19 protein-coding genes are annotated in these 14505 nt (G+C 53.7%); 6 read left to right on the top strand and 13 right to left on the bottom strand.

The features are described 5' to 3' along the window. Positions 1 to 138 precede the first annotated feature (138 nt). On the bottom strand, positions 139 to 1281 hold the full coding sequence (locus BM040_RS20590; RefSeq protein WP_092105531.1) for a DUF3800 domain-containing protein: 1143 nt from the start codon (positions 1279 to 1281) through the stop codon (positions 139 to 141). A gap of 202 nt (positions 1282 to 1483) precedes the next feature. Here BM040_RS20590 and BM040_RS20585 point away from each other — a divergent pair, with 202 nt between their 5' ends. Further along, the gene (locus tag BM040_RS20585) at positions 1484 to 1693 is read left to right on the top strand and encodes a heavy-metal-associated domain-containing protein (protein ID WP_092105529.1); all 210 of its coding nucleotides are present in this window, start codon (positions 1484 to 1486) and stop codon (positions 1691 to 1693) included. An 85-nt stretch (positions 1694 to 1778) separates the two neighbouring features. Continuing rightward, positions 1779 to 2657, top strand: coding sequence for a cation diffusion facilitator family transporter (locus BM040_RS20580; protein ID WP_092105527.1), 879 nt, complete (start codon positions 1779 to 1781; stop codon positions 2655 to 2657). Positions 2658 to 2735: 78 nt separating this feature from the next. Here the strand turns inward: BM040_RS20580 and BM040_RS20575 are convergent, their stop codons facing one another. The 12 genes from BM040_RS20575 to BM040_RS20520 all read right to left on the bottom strand — a co-directional run bounded on the left by BM040_RS20575 (position 2736) and on the right by BM040_RS20520 (position 12014). Further along, a complete protein-coding gene (locus BM040_RS20575) occupies positions 2736 to 3626 on the bottom strand; it encodes a DUF5777 family beta-barrel protein (protein ID WP_092105524.1) in 891 nt (296 codons plus the stop codon). Between the two features lie 2 nt (positions 3627 to 3628). Then, positions 3629 to 4195, bottom strand: coding sequence for a YceI family protein (locus BM040_RS20570; RefSeq protein ID WP_092105522.1), 567 nt, complete (start codon positions 4193 to 4195; stop codon positions 3629 to 3631). A gap of 10 nt (positions 4196 to 4205) precedes the next feature. Further along, positions 4206 to 4592 carry a hypothetical protein gene (locus tag BM040_RS20565; RefSeq protein ID WP_092105520.1) on the bottom strand — a complete coding sequence of 129 codons (387 nt, stop codon included), beginning with the start codon at positions 4590 to 4592 and terminating at the stop codon, positions 4206 to 4208. 94 nt (positions 4593 to 4686) lie between these two features. After that, a complete protein-coding gene (locus BM040_RS20560) occupies positions 4687 to 5184 on the bottom strand; it encodes a CHRD domain-containing protein (RefSeq protein ID WP_092105518.1) in 498 nt (165 codons plus the stop codon). Positions 5185 to 5286: 102 nt separating this feature from the next. Beyond that, positions 5287 to 6480 carry a porin family protein gene (locus BM040_RS20555; protein ID WP_092105516.1) on the bottom strand — a complete coding sequence of 398 codons (1194 nt, stop codon included), beginning with the start codon at positions 6478 to 6480 and terminating at the stop codon, positions 5287 to 5289. Beyond that, positions 6473 to 7006 (bottom strand): RNA polymerase sigma factor, encoded by a 534-nt coding sequence (locus BM040_RS20550; protein ID WP_175491141.1) that lies wholly within the window; start codon positions 7004 to 7006, stop codon positions 6473 to 6475. The genes BM040_RS20555 and BM040_RS20550 overlap by 8 nt, the downstream gene beginning before the upstream one ends. 185 nt (positions 7007 to 7191) lie before the next feature. Continuing rightward, a complete protein-coding gene (locus tag BM040_RS20545; protein WP_092105512.1) occupies positions 7192 to 8049 on the bottom strand; it encodes a cyanophycinase in 858 nt (285 codons plus the stop codon). Positions 8050 to 8082: 33 nt separating this feature from the next. Beyond that, entirely contained in the window at positions 8083 to 8415 is a 333-nt protein-coding gene (locus BM040_RS20540; protein ID WP_092105510.1) for a plastocyanin/azurin family copper-binding protein, read from the bottom strand. Next, positions 8412 to 8960, bottom strand: a complete 549-nt coding sequence (locus tag BM040_RS20535; protein ID WP_092105508.1) for a DUF4142 domain-containing protein — start codon at positions 8958 to 8960, stop codon at positions 8412 to 8414. The genes BM040_RS20540 and BM040_RS20535 overlap by 4 nt, the downstream gene beginning before the upstream one ends. 73 nt (positions 8961 to 9033) lie before the next feature. Next, positions 9034 to 9507 carry a hypothetical protein gene (locus BM040_RS20530; RefSeq protein ID WP_092105506.1) on the bottom strand — a complete coding sequence of 158 codons (474 nt, stop codon included), beginning with the start codon at positions 9505 to 9507 and terminating at the stop codon, positions 9034 to 9036. Next, positions 9494 to 11326: a glycoside hydrolase family 15 protein gene (locus tag BM040_RS20525; protein ID WP_175491140.1), complete on the bottom strand. Its 1833-nt coding sequence runs from the start codon at positions 11324 to 11326 to the stop codon at positions 9494 to 9496. The genes BM040_RS20530 and BM040_RS20525 overlap by 14 nt, the downstream gene beginning before the upstream one ends. A 7-nt stretch (positions 11327 to 11333) precedes the next feature. Beyond that, positions 11334 to 12014 carry an RNA polymerase sigma factor gene (locus BM040_RS20520; protein WP_092105502.1) on the bottom strand — a complete coding sequence of 227 codons (681 nt, stop codon included), beginning with the start codon at positions 12012 to 12014 and terminating at the stop codon, positions 11334 to 11336. A gap of 119 nt (positions 12015 to 12133) precedes the next feature. Between BM040_RS20520 and BM040_RS20515 the strand changes: the two genes are divergently transcribed. From BM040_RS20515 to BM040_RS20500, 4 genes are all read left to right on the top strand, one after another. Continuing rightward, on the top strand, positions 12134 to 12553 hold the full coding sequence (locus BM040_RS20515) for a tRNA (5-methylaminomethyl-2-thiouridylate)-methyltransferase (protein ID WP_092105500.1): 420 nt from the start codon (positions 12134 to 12136) through the stop codon (positions 12551 to 12553). Positions 12554 to 12935: 382 nt separating this feature from the next. Then, a complete protein-coding gene (locus BM040_RS20510) occupies positions 12936 to 13670 on the top strand; it encodes a hypothetical protein (protein ID WP_092105498.1) in 735 nt (244 codons plus the stop codon). A gap of 30 nt (positions 13671 to 13700) precedes the next feature. Continuing rightward, positions 13701 to 13916 (top strand): hypervirulence associated TUDOR domain-containing protein, encoded by a 216-nt coding sequence (locus tag BM040_RS20505; RefSeq protein ID WP_217646809.1) that lies wholly within the window; start codon positions 13701 to 13703, stop codon positions 13914 to 13916. Between the two features lie 27 nt (positions 13917 to 13943). Further along, positions 13944 to 14453, top strand: coding sequence for a DUF488 domain-containing protein (locus BM040_RS20500; RefSeq protein WP_092105496.1), 510 nt, complete (start codon positions 13944 to 13946; stop codon positions 14451 to 14453). The last annotated feature ends 52 nt before the right edge of the window (positions 14454 to 14505 follow it).

Genomic DNA, 14505 nt, shown 5'->3' with positions numbered 1-14505 from the left:
TGCTTATCATCGCTGTGTGAATGGTTATGGAAGTTAATAAAAAAGGTCCGAACTTGCGCCCAAACCTCCATTTACACAGTTAATTAGATACTGCCTATACTTCCTAGTTCAATCGTATCTAAGCTCACGATACAGCTCCTATTTTTCTAGTAGGATTTTGAGTTCTTGAAATTCTTGATGGCCGAGCAAATCTAGATCATTACCGGTAGCAAGCTTTATTGCCTCTCTAGCTTCTTTTATTCTGTTGAGCATAGGTAAGATAATTCTCTTACCATGCCTAACAAAATTGTTTAGGTCTTTAGAAGATGTGGGAATTTTATAGCCGCTTGTGCCTGATGCAATTATAACTCCTTGATCTCTTAGTGCTCCCACAACCTTGGTTCTGAAATATTCTTCTTTTAAATTCTCTGTTCGACTCTGATTTAGGTGATTAAAAATTTCTTTTGTTGAGATGTATTTATTCTTTGCATTCGCTCTCTGGTATAGCAGTAGGAGTTTAAGAAAACTGATTTGATCAATTTTCTGCTGATCGCTTCCAGTTTCTTTTTCCAAAAAGTGATGAATCCTCAAGTAGCAAGTCTCTGCGATTTGTGGATCAAATGATTCATCTATATTACTTTCAGCTAACTCTTTGAATGTAACTTCTCTAGGGAAGAAGTTAAGACCACTTACAATAGGCTCTAATAATTTTTCAAATTCTGCGCTGTGTTCAGAAGTTTTTGAAGAGTCATAAATGTAACCAAGAGTACCTGCAACGAAATCAGCAAGCTGTATATATTTGCTGTGCTTGCTGTCCAGAATACTGAAGTCGTAGCTGTAAAATAGGCTACGTGGATGATTCTTTTCAACATACCTCTTAAATTCCTGCATGTAGTCACTTCCTCCATGCTCGTCAACATATAATTCAAGACTAGGGTATGTCCTGAAAAGTTCTTTATAAAGTAGATTGTTTAAGTACTTATAAAATGACTTTTTGAACTCAAATCCCTTACCGAATAACTGCCTTTTATCTACTATCACTGCATAAACTGCAACATCAAGTTTTGCTATATCATTTAGAATTCTTTTCCGTCTTGCATGATTTGGACCCACCCCACTAGATTTAATCTCACCAGTCTGAAATTTGTGAGTTTTCCTTATTTGGTCAAGGTCATTCTTAAGCTTCTCAAGATTTTCATTCTTGCAGATGACAGTTGCAACAATAAAGTGACTTCCTTGCCTTTCAAAGTCAAAAGAATTATTACCGTATTCGTCTGCAAAAGCTGTTATGTTATGCTGCATCGGGGTGGGTTTAATTAAGCTTTATTACTTATTGGTAAAAATTCTATTCCTTTATACTTTAAATATAGAATAAAAAAAAGAATATAAGAAAGCTTTTCATTCCCACAAAATCCTGCAACAAACACCCAAGATTCTGTAACACCTCCACCCACACTTCACTCTACTTTTGTCCTATTCAACATCCATAATAATAGAATAGAACATGAAAGAGCTACAATTCAAAACCAACATCAACTGCGGCGGCTGTGTGTCTAAGGTAACGCCGGTGCTCGATGCCGCGGAAGGCGTGTGCGAGTGGACCGTGGATACCGCCAACCGCAGCAAAATCCTCACCGTTAAAACCGACTCCCTTTCTGCCAGCGAGGTGATTGCCACCGTGGAGAAGGCCGGCTTCAAGGCAGAGGCGCTGTAGCAAGTATAACCATCTAGAGTACATCCTAAAACTATGAAAAACAGCCCTGCTGCGGAGGCAGGCGGGGCGTTTATACTTTAACACTATGGGACACCATCATCACCACGGACACCACCACCATTCTGCCACCGGCAACATCGGCTTTGCTTTCTTCCTGAACCTGGGCTTTGCCGTGCTGGAGCTGATAGGGGGCTTTTTTGTGAACAGCGTGGCCATTATGAGCGACGCGCTGCACGACTTCGGCGATGCCTTCGCACTGGGCGTCAGTTATTTTCTGCAGCGGAAGTCGGAGCAGAAGGGGAACGCCACCTATACCTATGGCTACAAGCGCTACTCGGTGGCCGGCGCGCTGCTCACTTCGCTGGTGCTTATACTTGGCTCCGTGTACGTGCTGCAGGAGGCGCTGGAACGGCTCTTAAACCCTGAAATGCCCAATGCGCAGGGCATGCTGCTCTTCGCGCTGTTGGGCCTGGCCGTGAACGGGGCTGCGTTCCTGAAACTGCGCGGCGGACATAACCTGAACCAAAAGGCTGTGTCGCTGCACATGCTCGAGGACCTGCTGGGTTGGGCGGCTGTGTTGGTGGTAAGCGTGGTGCTGATGTTCTTCGAGTTGCCCTGGCTCGACCCGCTGCTGTCGATAGGCATCGCGGTGTTTATGCTGGTGAACGCAGGCAGGAACGGCTGGGCGGCTATCAGGGTGCTGCTGCAGGCAAATCCGCTGCATACAAAGTTAGCAACCCTGCGCGAGCAGGTGCTTTCGCTGGCAAATGTGCAGGATGTGCACCAGGTGCGGGTGTGGTCGCTGGATGGCGAGCACCATGTACTGACAGCGCATGTGGTGCTGCAGCAAGAGCAGGAGTGGCTCCGTATCAAAAAAGAGGTGAAGGAGAAACTAAGGCCGTATGGCATACAGGAGGTGACGCTGGAGCTGGAGCGGGTGGGGGAGAAATGCCCGGCTTCTTAATTCAGCTTAGGTATACTTTAAAAGTATAAAACGCCCCTGGCCCCAAGTTAGGGGCGTTTTCTTTGGACAGAGTATACTTTACCATTTCTCTTTTCCCTTCAGGTCGAACACACGGGAGATGTTGAAGCCGAAGTAGATGTCGCCGTCGGACCAGTAGCCCGTGTTCTGCGGCACAAAGAATTTCTCCACCATGCCCTGCGCGTTGGTAAAGATGAGCTGGAACACGTGCCCTCCCGTCTCGATGTCGAACCCGAGGGAAAGGGCGTTCCGAAAATCCTCGCGCGTATGGCTGGAGAGCAGGTAGTAGTACTCAGCGTTAAACGAGGTATGTTTGGTGATCTTAAAGCGGCCCCCGGCTCCCAGGGCGTACACATCCGTATCGTCGTGCCGGGTGGGAACGAGGTTGCGGTGCACCAAAGTAGGGGAGAGTTGCAGCGAGAGCCGCTCGGTAAACTTGCGCGCAAGCAGTGCCTGGTAAGTATAACTGAACCGGTGCTTGGAGTCGAAGTTGCCCCCGGATTCCTGCGGCCAGTCCAGGGTGCGGATGGCGGCACTGGTAAACAGCGTGAGGGTAACGGGCATGCCCATGCCTTGCCGTTGCTGCAGGAGTTTATACTTTAAAAAGCCGTCGTAGGTCTTCTCGAGCGAGCTGCGCCCGATGCCTACGTTCAGCCTGTCGGTGAGGCCATACTCCAGCCCCAGCCGGATGGTGGCCTGGTCGAGCCCGAAGAACTCGTAGGCGCCACTGTTGAGAGTACCGAAGCGGTGGGAGATTAGGAAAAGCAGCACGCCTGCCCCGTTTGTCTCTACCGAGTGCCCGTTGGCCAGGCGCGTAGCCTTAAAAGTACCCGTTACCAATCCCGTAGCAGCGCTGTCACTGCTTTCCGCCAGCTGCAACAGGTCGTCTTGTGCCTTGGCCGTGTGCAGGGCCAGGCAGCAAAGTATAATCAGAACGTATCGCTTTCGCATAATTAGAGGCTGTTGCCTTTTAATGGTTCGTAGGTGATATCCACGTAAATGTCAATGCGCCGGGCGATGTTGTTGCGCACCAGCCTCGGGATCCTGATGTCGAACTCCTGCGGCGTTACCGAGAAGGTCGACTTGCCCAACAGCCGGCCGTCTTTCACCTCCAGCACCCCTACCGTGTCAATATCCTTGTTTCGGCCATGTATGTTGAGCACCCCCTGCACCCGCACCTTGTAGGCTGCGTTCTGCTGCAGGTTCACTTCCTTTATGTTGACGACCTTGCCCTTGAAGGAGGCTTTCGGATACTTGTCTGACTCCACGTAGTTCTCGTTGAAGTGGGTTTGCATCAGCTTCTTGCGGAACTGGAACTCGTTCATGGGCACCGAGAAAACCAGTTCGCCGGAGCTCATGTCCAGAATGGAAACGACCTTATGGTTGTGCGCTTCAATATCCTCTAAAGGGGCATCCGAGAAAAACCAGATATGGCCGGTTTTGGTGGCGTACCGGGCCTGTGCCAAGACTTGGGCTTGAGTCCAGAGCAGCAGAAATAAAAGTAGGAGCAAGGGCTTCATAGGTAGTAGGTTAGTTGTTCGGAAAGCCGGCATCCACCCATTTGCGGATTTTGGCGATGTCACATTCAGCTAGTTTGGGGGCGTCCTGGGGCATGGGTATAAAGCCGGGCGCATGCGAAATCACGCCGACCAGGTGCCCGTGATGGGCCTCTTCGACCACACCCTCGTAGCTATCCAGCACCACTCCGCCCTCGGCTATGCTGGAGGCGTGGCACCTGTAGCAGTTGGCGGCAAGTATGGGCACCACGGTACCCGAAAACGTAACGGCGTCTGTGCTGCACTGCGCCAGCGGATCGGCGGGCATCAGGTCTTCTTCGTTATCGTCGGTGCAGGAAACAGCGCCAACAGCCAGCAGGAAAGCCAGTACCGACAGAAGTTTTATACTTTGGCGAATCATAGTGATGGGATGAAGTGGTTTATGAGATGTACCGGACAAGGGGAGAGTCCTGCCCGACTGCCAGTGAGCGTGCAGCCGGACAGGTAGCTATGAACTATTGTGGTAGCACTTGTGCCCTGATCTCTCCGTCCGGGAAGTCGCTGCTGTGGATGTTAAGGAACCAGCCACCGCTCAGCAACTCTGTTTCCTGGTCGGCTGTCAGCGCCGGCGAAGCACCTGAAAGCGGGCTTCTGAAAGGGTTGGCGCTCGAATAAGGATCTGCGCCAGGGTTAATCGGAATCACAATCGGACCGGGTGAGCCTACGGCGCCCCTGTGGAAGTGCATGGCGGTAGGCGTAATGCCCTGGAAGGTGATGTTGTAGGTCATGATGCGGGTGGTCTTATTATAAGTGCCCCGGAAGGTGCCTGTCGCTTCCGAGGTGTTGGCAGGCACTTCCTGGGCGCCGGTCAGTGTCACCTCCTGCAGTTGTATAATCTCATCCATCGGGTTCGGGTTGCCGCCATCATCGTCGTCGTTGCAGCCGCCCATGGCAAACAGCAGGGGCAGCACCAGAGCAAAAAGGGTTTTAATGGAGATTCGATATGTTTTCATCTCATTGATAAATTAAAAGTAAGAATTGAAATGTGTGGGCAATAAGCTTCTTCCTAACACAGGTAGGCTGTGTTATCGTGGTGGTGTATTAGTGGCCGGGAGTTAGCGCAAAGTATAGCCTGCCTTAAAAAGTATCCCCGCGCTCGTCAGTTTCACGCGCCCCGCCCCAATATCGGCGAGCGGGATCTTGGCAAAAGGCTCTGCCCCGAAACTGAAGGCAGGGCTCAGCTGGTGCGTGTAACCTACCGAGAGATTCTGCACCCCGAACCAGTGCCTGTTCTCGTTCCTCACCTCCAAATCCCGGATGTAGGGGCGCGGCCCGCCGTAGCGGTACGTATACTTCTCGTTCAGCATCAGGTAGCTGGAGAGCCCTGCCTGCACCGAAACTGCGTGTTTGCTGCGCGCCAGTACCACATACTGCAGGTTCAGCGGAATGTCGAGCACCTGGCATTTGGCCACAATGGCATCAGGAATGTGGTGCCCGTCCCAGAAACCGGTGTAGGGCTCGTATTCCCGGGCGTTGGTGTTGTAGCGCTTGGTGGCATTTAGCGCCCCGGTCACCAGGCTCAGGCGTTTAGTTAGCGGCAGGCTAACCAGCAAACCAGCATTCATACTTACCGCCTCGGCATTTTTGAACCTGACGGTGGTGAAGTCCGGCGCTACTACCAGGGCCAGGGTTATGTTCCGCAAAAACACCTTCTCCTGGTAGGGTTCATCAGGCTCAGCCTCCGTTGGCTGCGTGGTGGAGTCGGGTGCAGTAGCCGCCGGTTTATACTTTGCGGCCAGAGGGGCGACGCTGTTCCCAAAGCTATACTTTTTTATCGATGGCCCTTGGGCCGCTATCACAGGGGTGGTGCTTTTCAGAGGCTCTGCCAGGGTGGCCTTGGTTGCTGCAGGGCCAGGCGCAGCCGAAACGCTGCGCTGTGGGGAGGCGGGTGCCGCCGGGGTAAGGGGGCGAGAGGATGCGGGTAGCCTGGATTCGGGTGAAGTTATACTTGCTCCGGCATCCCCTCGCCCCGGCAGCTCAGTTGGTGGTGTAATCAGCGCTTTTTCTTTTGAGGCCGTGCCAGGCTCCGGCGCCACTGTAGGGGCAGCGTTTTCTGTCAGTTGCCAAACGGTTACTACGCCAAGCAGAAGGCCGAGTAGCAGTACCGGTAGCCAGCGCCTGAGGGTAGCCCCCGCACCAGCCTTTCCATCCAGCCTGCGATCCATGGCCTTCCAGGCTTCCGGGTCAAAGGGAGGCTCGTAGCCCTCGGCTGATCTTCTGAACAGGTCGTCAAGTTCTTCGTCAGACATATTGCTTATACTCTTCTATCCTGCTTTTTTTGAGCGTCTCCCGAAGGTTAGCCCTTGCCTTGGCAAGGTTCGATTTCGAGGTCCCGACCGAGATGCTGAGCATCCGGGAAATTTCCTCATGGTTGTATCCGTCTATCACGAACAGGTTAAACACGGCCCGGTAAGCTGGCGAGAGCTTCTGTACCAGCGAGATCAAGTACTCGTAGTTTATCTGCTGCACCACATCGTAAGGGTCAGCCTCCGGCTCTGCCGTTTCCAGGTTCTGGAGGTGGTAGGTCCGGAGGTTGTGCCGGTAGTTATCCAGGGCGGTGTTGATCATGATCCGCCGCAGCCACAGCTTAAAGGGCTTGTGCGGGTCGTACTGCTTTAGCCGGGTGAATACCTTCATAAAGCCGTCGTTCAGCACTTCCTTGGCCTCCTCCAGGTTCTGGGAGTAGCGGGCGCAGATGCTCAAAGCGTAGCCGAAGAAATGCTTGTACAGCTTTCTCTGTGCTTCCCGGTCCTGTTGCAGGCAACCTTGAAGCATTTGGTCCAACTCTTTGCCTTCTGTCTCGCTCACTGTTCCAGAATTTGCGCTCCCATCACGGACGAAATGCCGCCACGGTTGCCTTGGCCAGAAAAAATATTTTAGAGGATAGTTTATACTTTGGTGCGCAGGGTGATGCGATACTTTTATACTTGCTGCGAATGGGTAAGGTCTTTCAAGGCAGCTTAGCAGTTACTAAACTCGCCGGAGGCCAGGTGGTACGATTGCCCTTTTGGCAGGACGTGCAGGATAAGGTTCTCGATGCAAAGTGCCTCCTCTTCTTTCGCCTTTTGGTAGTTGTTTCGCAGCACCTGCCGCCCGTCGATGATGATGACCAGCCCGGAGCCGATTGTTTCGATGCAGCTGTTCTGTTTGATCAGGATGCCCGTGTCCTCGCCCAAACCTATGCCGATGTGGGAGGTGGTGGAGGCCACGGCCTCGATGAGGCGCGGGATGCGGCGGCGGTTGACAAAGTGCGTGTCGATGATGATCTGCTGCAGCAGGCCCAGCCCCTGCCGGAGCTCCACCGTCCCTTTTAGCAGCGGGTCTCTTTCCAGCGAACCGTTTATCATCAGGCCCGACAAGGCCATGGCCCCGGCGCTGGTGCCCGATATCAAAAACATCTCCTCCTGTTCGTAGCGGTTTCTGATGATTTGCAGCGCTTTCGTGCCAAGTAGCACGTGGGGCAAACGGCTCTGGTCGCCGCCGCTCAGCATCACGCAGTCCGTTTTGCGGAGGCGTTCCAGGTAGTCGGGCCTGGCAGTGTCTTCCCGGTCCTGAAGGGGCAGGATGCCCACGTTATCGCATCCCAGTTTCAGAAAGGCATCGGTGTATACGTTGCCCACCTCCTCAGGGAAGCGGGTGGCCGTGGTAATGACCTCGATGCGGGTGCCGGGGCCGTAAAGCTCATCATGGATGCGCTTAAGGATACCCTGGTTGAAAAAGTGTGAGGGTTGCTTGAGTTCCACGGCTTCCGGAGAAGGGGCGATGCCTTTGTCCTCGTTGCCGCCGATGGCCACTATCCTGCCTTTGGGTGATTTCATACTTATGGTGCTTTTATACGCCTGTACTTCTGCTTACTCCACCTTCACCTCGCCTTTCATGGTGGGGTGAAAGGTACAGTAATAGGCCGCACTTTTGGTGATGGCCATGCGCCAGCTGTCGCCGGAAGCCAGGGTGGGCGACTTCCAGGACGTTCCGGATTGCTCGGTGGCGTTGTGAGACACCATGTCCTTGTTCACGAACACGAGGGTATCACCGGCGCTGACCACCAGGGCAGCGGGCTTGAACTGCATCTGGCTGATCTCGATGGTGTGTACCTTGGGTTTGGGCAGGGGCGCAAATGTCGTGCAGAGCAGCATCAGCCCCAGCAGCGACAGATCGACCGGTAGCAGTTTCAGGGTTTTCATTTTTCGTTGAGTTGATTTTGCAGCATCTGGGCGTGCTCCAGGTGGGCTTGCAGCGCCGGAACTATACTTTCCAGCAGGCCGCGCAGTTCCTCGTTCTCCGACTCCGGTATCAGCAGGTCTTTCACAGCTGAAATAACCGCCTGATGGTAAGCCACCTCATTGTCTACATAGGCCTTGTCGAAAGCGGCGCCGGATTTAGTTTGTAGCATCTTGGCTGTTTTGGCTGCATTGGCCTGCAGTTGCTTGCCCACGGCGTTCTCCTGCGGCGTTACACCCAGCTTCTGTACCAGGTCGGTGGCCTGCTTAATCACCGCTTCGTGGTCGTTAATCATGGTTTGGGCGAACTGCAGCACAGCCTCGTTCTCAGACCGTTCCTGCGCCAGGCGGGCCTGGTCAATGTCGATCTGGTTGGCGATAACGGCTACAGAGGCTACTTCGGCGTCAGATAATTTGGGGCTTTCCTGCGCGGTGGCAGGTGCCGCGAGCAGGGCAAAGTATAAAAGTATACCCATGGCCCAAAGCGTTGTTGATTTTAATGCTTTCATAGTTATAAAGAGTTTGGTTTATACATTAGAGAAAGATTTCGCCTAGTCGTTACAAAAACTCGGGGGTTTGTTTTCAGCTGCCGCAGAACAGCCCCAGCACACCGCCATAAACCAGGTGGCCCAGCAGCGTGACCAGCGGGGTGCCGCGGCCATAGTTCAGGGCCAGGAAGCCCGGCGGCTCGAGTTGGCGCGTAGGGGTAGGCCCCTGGTAGGAGTTTGCCACGCGCGGGTGTAGCGTGGTCAGCAACTGCAGGCCGACTGTAAGTACAAAGGCGCCGTGCACAAAGCCTACGGCCATCCCAAACCACCAGGTGCTCAACTGGCTGCTCTCGAAAGCGGCCGCGTAGATAAAGGCGAAAAGCCAGCCCATGACCAGGTGCACCGCAAAACCGAGCAGTGGGGCCTTGTTGCGGTTCGGGGTGAAAAAGGTGCCCAGCAGAAAGGGCAAATCCATGCGCGTAAGGCCCAGCGGCCGGGACGCGGCCATCAGTATCGTCAGTATAAGCGTGGCCGCGAAGCCCCATAAAAAGAGATCACTTGTAGGCATAAGGCTGTTCCTGTTGCTGGTATACTTCGTTAAGGGCAAGTGCCGCGTTAATCAGGCCAATGTGCGTGAAGCCCTGCGGGTAATTACCCAGCAGCGCTCCGGTCTCGGGATCAATTTCCTCGGACAGCAGCCCGGCGGGGCTGGCGTGTTTGAGGAGGGTATCAAACAACTCCCTGGCTTGTTCGGGCTCACCGGACCGTGCCAGTACTTCCACGAGCCAGAAGTTGCAGATGCCGAAAGCTCCCTCACCGCCCTCCAGGCCGTCTGTTACGCCACGGTAGCGGTAAAGCAGCTTGTGCTTCAGCAGCTGTTGGCAGATCATTTTGGTAGTGGAACGCATGCGTTCAGCCGAGGCCGGACAATAACCCACCAGGGGCAGGGTGAGCAGGCTGGCATCCACGTCGTTTCCGCGAAAGGCCCGGGTGTAAGTCTGCAACTCCTGGTTATACCCGGCTTCCTCTATACTTTCCCGGATGCGGTCTTTTGTTTCGCTGAACTTCTGCACCGGCGCATCCTCCCATTTATACTTTCGGGCAAGTTTCAGCAAGCGGTCCAGCCCCACCCAGGCCATTACCTTGGAGTGGGTGTGGAGGGCCAGGTCAGCGCGTATTTCCCAAATGCCGTTATCAGGTTGCTGCCAGCTGCGGCAGATAATCTGGCCCAGGCCCAGCAGAAATTTGCGGGTGTCGCGGTCGAAGACTTCCACCAAGGGCGCATAGGCATGCACGGCGTCGAGCACCTCGCCGTATACATCGAGCTGAAACTGCTTGTCCGCACCGTTTCCGATCCGGACTGGGGTGGAGTTTTGGTAACCTGTTAGCCAGCCCAGTACTTGCTCCTTCAGGGAGGCGTGGCCGAATACCGAGTATACCACCTGCAGCTTTGGCCGGGTAAGGCGCGTGGCGTGCAGAATCCAGTTCATGTAGGCGTGTGCCTCCTCGGTGTAGCCCAGTTTTACCAGCACTCTTATCGTGAAAGAGGCGTCCCGGAGCCAGCAGTAGCGGTAATCCCAGTTGCGCTCCCCGCCCAGCTCTTCGGGAAGGGAAGTGGTAGGAGCTGCGACGATAGCCCCGGAGGGGGCATGCGTGAGCAGCTTGAGGGCCAGCACGCTGCGCAACACCTCTTCCTTGTACAGCCCCTCATAGCGGCACCGGCTGCTCCAACTTTGCCAGTAATTTATACTTTGGATCATCCGCTGAAAACCTGTTTCCCTTAGCTCGGGCAATACGGCAGGGCTTTGGCTGGAGTAGCTGAGTGAGAAGCTGACCTGCGCGCCGGGTGCTACGGTAAATGCTGCGGTGGCCATACTTTCCGTTATGGCAAACTGACCGGGCTCCAGGGTGCTGAGCAAGGTATAGATGTTTTCGTGCCAGGCAAAGTGAATGCCCAGCCGCTTCCTGTCCTGCAGGCGCGGCGTGTTTTTGCCGTAGTAGGTTCGGGGCACATACTCCAGCCGGAAGGTTATACTTCCCGAAACAGCCTCCACCACGCGCAGCAACTCATGGTCAGGGAAGAGGGCACGGGTCTTATCTTCCTCAGTTTGAACCGTGAAGGCATCCAACAGCCGTGCCTGGCCATCGGCTGTTTCAAAAACAGTTTCTACTACGTTGGTGCCCTCTAGGTAGCGTTGGCGGGAAGTATACTTGCCCACAGGGCGAATGCTGAAGTAGCCCCCGCGTGCATCATCCAACAGGGCGGCAAAAATGGCGGGCGAGTCGAACTCAGGCAGGCAGCACCAATCAACCGAACCCGTGTTGCAAACCAGGGCAGCAGCGCGGGCGTTGCCAATCAATGCGTAGTCCGACAGGGGGAGGGCCATGGCAGGTTTATACTTGCTTGTCGTGGGGGAGCGCCTGCAGCACCCGTGCCACCAGGGCATCGCAGCGCTTGTTGCCAAACTCAAACACATCCTGGCTCACCGACAGCTTAAACAGGCTCTCTTTTAAATGCGCTTTGGCCCGGTGCAAGCGTACTTTTACGTTGCTCTCAGACAGGTCCAGGCACTGGCTGATTTCCTGCACCGGCATGTCTTCTACCTCGCGCAGCGTGTACACAATTCTATACTTTTCGGGAATGTTGTCGATGGCTTTTTCCAGTAGTTGCTTTACTTCCTGCCGTATCGCGAGTTGCTCGGGGTTCATGGGGTTGGTCTGGTTTAACAGGTGTGAAAAATCCTCTGGCTGGTCTACCAGAAGCGAATGAGGCGAGAGCCTTTTCTGCTCGCGCAGCCGTGCCAGGGCATTGTTTATCCCTATCCGGATGAGCCAGGTGGAGAACAGGGAATCGCTGCGGAACTGGTGGAGCTTCTCGAAGGCCTTCAGGTAAGTGTCCTGCATGGTGTCTTCCACCTCCTGCTCCTGTTTAAGGTAGCTCCGGATAACGCGGTAGAGCTTCTGGTTGTGCCGGCGCATCAGAAGTTCATACAGCGATACTTCTCCGGCAAGTACCCGCTCGATGACCGCTGCATCCGGTAGGGCTGTGTTTTCGGCTACTGTGGTTTGCTTCATGATTGAAAGTATGATTTGTTGATTAGATGCGCTGTTTGCCAATGCGTTACAATGTTTTGTAACGTTTTTGCCAGGATTTCATCTAACTATCAGAATTTAAACTTAAAGGAGGATAAATCATGGGAACATTTGCATCAACAACCAGTGCGCACAGGGCGGAACGCCCGGCGTACGACCGCGTGGCCACCGCCACCAACCTACTCAAGTATACCTACGGCCTGGTGCCCATCATAGCGGGCCTGGATAAGTACACGCACCTGCTCACCGACTGGAATAAGTACCTGGCACCGGCTGTGGCGGACATCCTGCCCTTCAGCCCGGGCACCTTTATGAGTATAGTGGGTATTATTGAGATTGTGGCCGGCGTGCTTGTCTTCGTGAAACCAAAAATCGGGTCGCTGATCGTGAGCCTGTGGCTGGTGGGCATTGCCCTAAACCTGCTGCTCACCGGTGAGTATTTTGACGTGGCCGTGCGTGATCTGGTGATGGCGATTGGCGCGTTCACCCTATACTTGCTCTTGCCAGACGATAAGGCTTAGGAACAGGGTAGAGGTGAGGCCTAACATATTTTTTGTCTGGATAAGGGGCTGGCTGCTTCCCTTAACTTCGGGGAAAGTGGGGCATCAATAGGGTATGGCGTCCGTATTAGGGCAAGCTTACGTACAAGATACTGATTACCAGAAAGTACAGGAGCCCCGCGCTTCTGAACCCTGGAAGCAGCAACTTGCATGAGGCTATTTACACAAGGTGCTTCTGTCTATGCTTTCTGGTAGGTGAAGTATAGGCAGAAGCATTTTGTGTGCTAAGCCGTATCTGGAATAAAGTATGGAATGAGTGGCTGGTTTACAGTTGCTTCCTATCAGGCAAGCGGAACATGCCGGCTTATTCTCCCTTTGCGTGGTCACTTCTCTTACTAATGCTATGGAAACCTTACCTATCTATATCTCAGTTGTTTTCGCGCTCACTACTTTGCTGGCTGTCTGGCTGTTTTTCAGGGCAGCGCATTTTTCGAAGTATGTGCTGGCCCTTAGCTTAGCCTGGCTTGCCGCACAGGGTGGCCTGGCCCTGACGGGGTTCTATACTGTAACCAACACGCTTCCTCCCAGAATGCTGCTGTTGGTTCTGCCGCCCCTGCTGCTTATCGCCATTCTGTTTGCTACCAGCAGGGGCAGGCAGTTTATAGACGGACTGGACACTGGCGCACTAACCTTGCTGCATTTGGTGCGGGTACCGGTAGAAGTGGTGCTGTTCTGGTTGTTTCTGGGGGGAGTAGTGCCGGAGTTGATGACCTTTGAGGGGCGGAACTTCGATGTCCTGTCAGGGCTGTCTGCTCCCGTAGTGTACTATTTGGGCTACCGTAGAAACAGCAGCGTGCCCAAAGGTTTCCTGTTAGCCTGGAATTTTCTTTGCCTCGGGCTCCTGTTAAACATTGTCATCAACGGAATTCTGTCGATTCCCACGCCCTTTCAGCAATTCGCTTTCAACCAGCCCAATGTGGCTTTGTTATACTTTCCATTTGTCTGGTTGCCGTGTTTTATAGTGCCAGTGGTGTTTTTCTCGCACCTGGCTACCATAAAGCAGTTGCTGGCTTACAAAGGCAAAGCGGCTGGCAATGGGATTGATAAATCCGGAAGTCCTTTTTTACGTTCAGCTTAAATGGTTAAGAGTTGAACCTCCAGGATTGGTATGATAAAGCAGAAATTCAAGAAGGGCGATCACGTGCGCTGGAACTCCGAGGCGGGCTACGTGTCAGGCACCATCATCAGGGTGCATACGTCGGACTTCGACTACAAAGGCCACCGGCACCGCGCCAGCCAGGAGGAGCCACAGTACGAAATTAAAAGCGATAAAACGGACCACATTGCCGCCCACAAGGGTACTGCCCTTTCTAAAATTGAGTAAGCGCAGCGCAACGGTCCGCTACCTGATATGATTGCAAAAAACCTCACCATCTGGACGTTTGGGCACTCTACCCGCAGCCCGGAAGAATTTGTGGCTGCCCTTAGCTCCTTCGGGATAGAAGTGCTGGCCGATGTGCGCCGGTACCCGGGCTCCAGAAAGTATCCGCATTTTAACGTGGATGCGCTGCAAGCCCTTCTGCCCGAAGCCGGCATTGATTACATGCCTTTCACAGAGCTCGGTGGCCGGCGCAAACCGCGTCCGGATTCTACCAACACCGTATGGAGAAGCGAATCTTTCCGGGGCTACGCAGACTATGCGGAGACAGCTGAATTTGCCACAGGCATTGCGCGGCTAACGGAAGTAGCTACCCGGAAAAGGACGGCCTATATGTGCTCGGAGGCCGTGTGGTGGCGCTGTCACCGGGCCATCATCTCCGATTACCTCAAAGAGCGAAACTGGCGCGTGATGCATATCATGAAAGAAGAAGTCGCCAAAGAGCACCCCTATACTTCGGCCTATCTGAAAGTACATTCTTGAGAGGATGGGAAAAGCATAACTAAGCCCAGAGCGGGCCAAAAGAGGAGGAGCA

It is taken from the genome of Pontibacter chinhatensis (assembly GCF_900113285.1).
Lineage (GTDB): Bacteria > Bacteroidota > Bacteroidia > Cytophagales > Hymenobacteraceae > Pontibacter > Pontibacter chinhatensis.
This window is presented reverse-complemented; position numbering and strand designations above follow the sequence as displayed.

Bases quoted from the DNA above. Each gene is read 5' to 3' on its own strand.
- BM040_RS20590 (WP_092105531.1), bottom strand. From the start codon at position 1,281: ATGCAGCATAACATAACAGCTTTTGCAGACGAATACGGTAATAATTCT.
- BM040_RS20585 (WP_092105529.1), top strand. From the start codon at position 1,484: ATGAAAGAGCTACAATTCAAAACCAACATCAACTGCGGCGGCTGTGTG.
- BM040_RS20580 (WP_092105527.1), top strand. From the start codon at position 1,779: ATGGGACACCATCATCACCACGGACACCACCACCATTCTGCCACCGGC.
- BM040_RS20575 (WP_092105524.1), bottom strand. From the start codon at position 3,626: ATGCGAAAGCGATACGTTCTGATTATACTTTGCTGCCTGGCCCTGCAC.
- BM040_RS20570 (WP_092105522.1), bottom strand. From the start codon at position 4,195: ATGAAGCCCTTGCTCCTACTTTTATTTCTGCTGCTCTGGACTCAAGCC.
- BM040_RS20565 (WP_092105520.1), bottom strand. From the start codon at position 4,592: ATGATTCGCCAAAGTATAAAACTTCTGTCGGTACTGGCTTTCCTGCTG.
- BM040_RS20560 (WP_092105518.1), bottom strand. From the start codon at position 5,184: ATGAAAACATATCGAATCTCCATTAAAACCCTTTTTGCTCTGGTGCTG.
- BM040_RS20555 (WP_092105516.1), bottom strand. From the start codon at position 6,480: ATGTCTGACGAAGAACTTGACGACCTGTTCAGAAGATCAGCCGAGGGC.
- BM040_RS20550 (WP_175491141.1), bottom strand. From the start codon at position 7,006: ATGCTTCAAGGTTGCCTGCAACAGGACCGGGAAGCACAGAGAAAGCTG.
- BM040_RS20545 (WP_092105512.1), bottom strand. From the start codon at position 8,049: ATGAAATCACCCAAAGGCAGGATAGTGGCCATCGGCGGCAACGAGGAC.
- BM040_RS20540 (WP_092105510.1), bottom strand. From the start codon at position 8,415: ATGAAAACCCTGAAACTGCTACCGGTCGATCTGTCGCTGCTGGGGCTG.
- BM040_RS20535 (WP_092105508.1), bottom strand. From the start codon at position 8,960: ATGAAAGCATTAAAATCAACAACGCTTTGGGCCATGGGTATACTTTTA.
- BM040_RS20530 (WP_092105506.1), bottom strand. From the start codon at position 9,507: ATGCCTACAAGTGATCTCTTTTTATGGGGCTTCGCGGCCACGCTTATA.
- BM040_RS20525 (WP_175491140.1), bottom strand. From the start codon at position 11,326: ATGGCCCTCCCCCTGTCGGACTACGCATTGATTGGCAACGCCCGCGCT.
- BM040_RS20520 (WP_092105502.1), bottom strand. From the start codon at position 12,014: ATGAAGCAAACCACAGTAGCCGAAAACACAGCCCTACCGGATGCAGCG.
- BM040_RS20515 (WP_092105500.1), top strand. From the start codon at position 12,134: ATGGGAACATTTGCATCAACAACCAGTGCGCACAGGGCGGAACGCCCG.
- BM040_RS20510 (WP_092105498.1), top strand. From the start codon at position 12,936: ATGGAAACCTTACCTATCTATATCTCAGTTGTTTTCGCGCTCACTACT.
- BM040_RS20505 (WP_217646809.1), top strand. From the start codon at position 13,701: ATGATAAAGCAGAAATTCAAGAAGGGCGATCACGTGCGCTGGAACTCC.
- BM040_RS20500 (WP_092105496.1), top strand. From the start codon at position 13,944: ATGATTGCAAAAAACCTCACCATCTGGACGTTTGGGCACTCTACCCGC.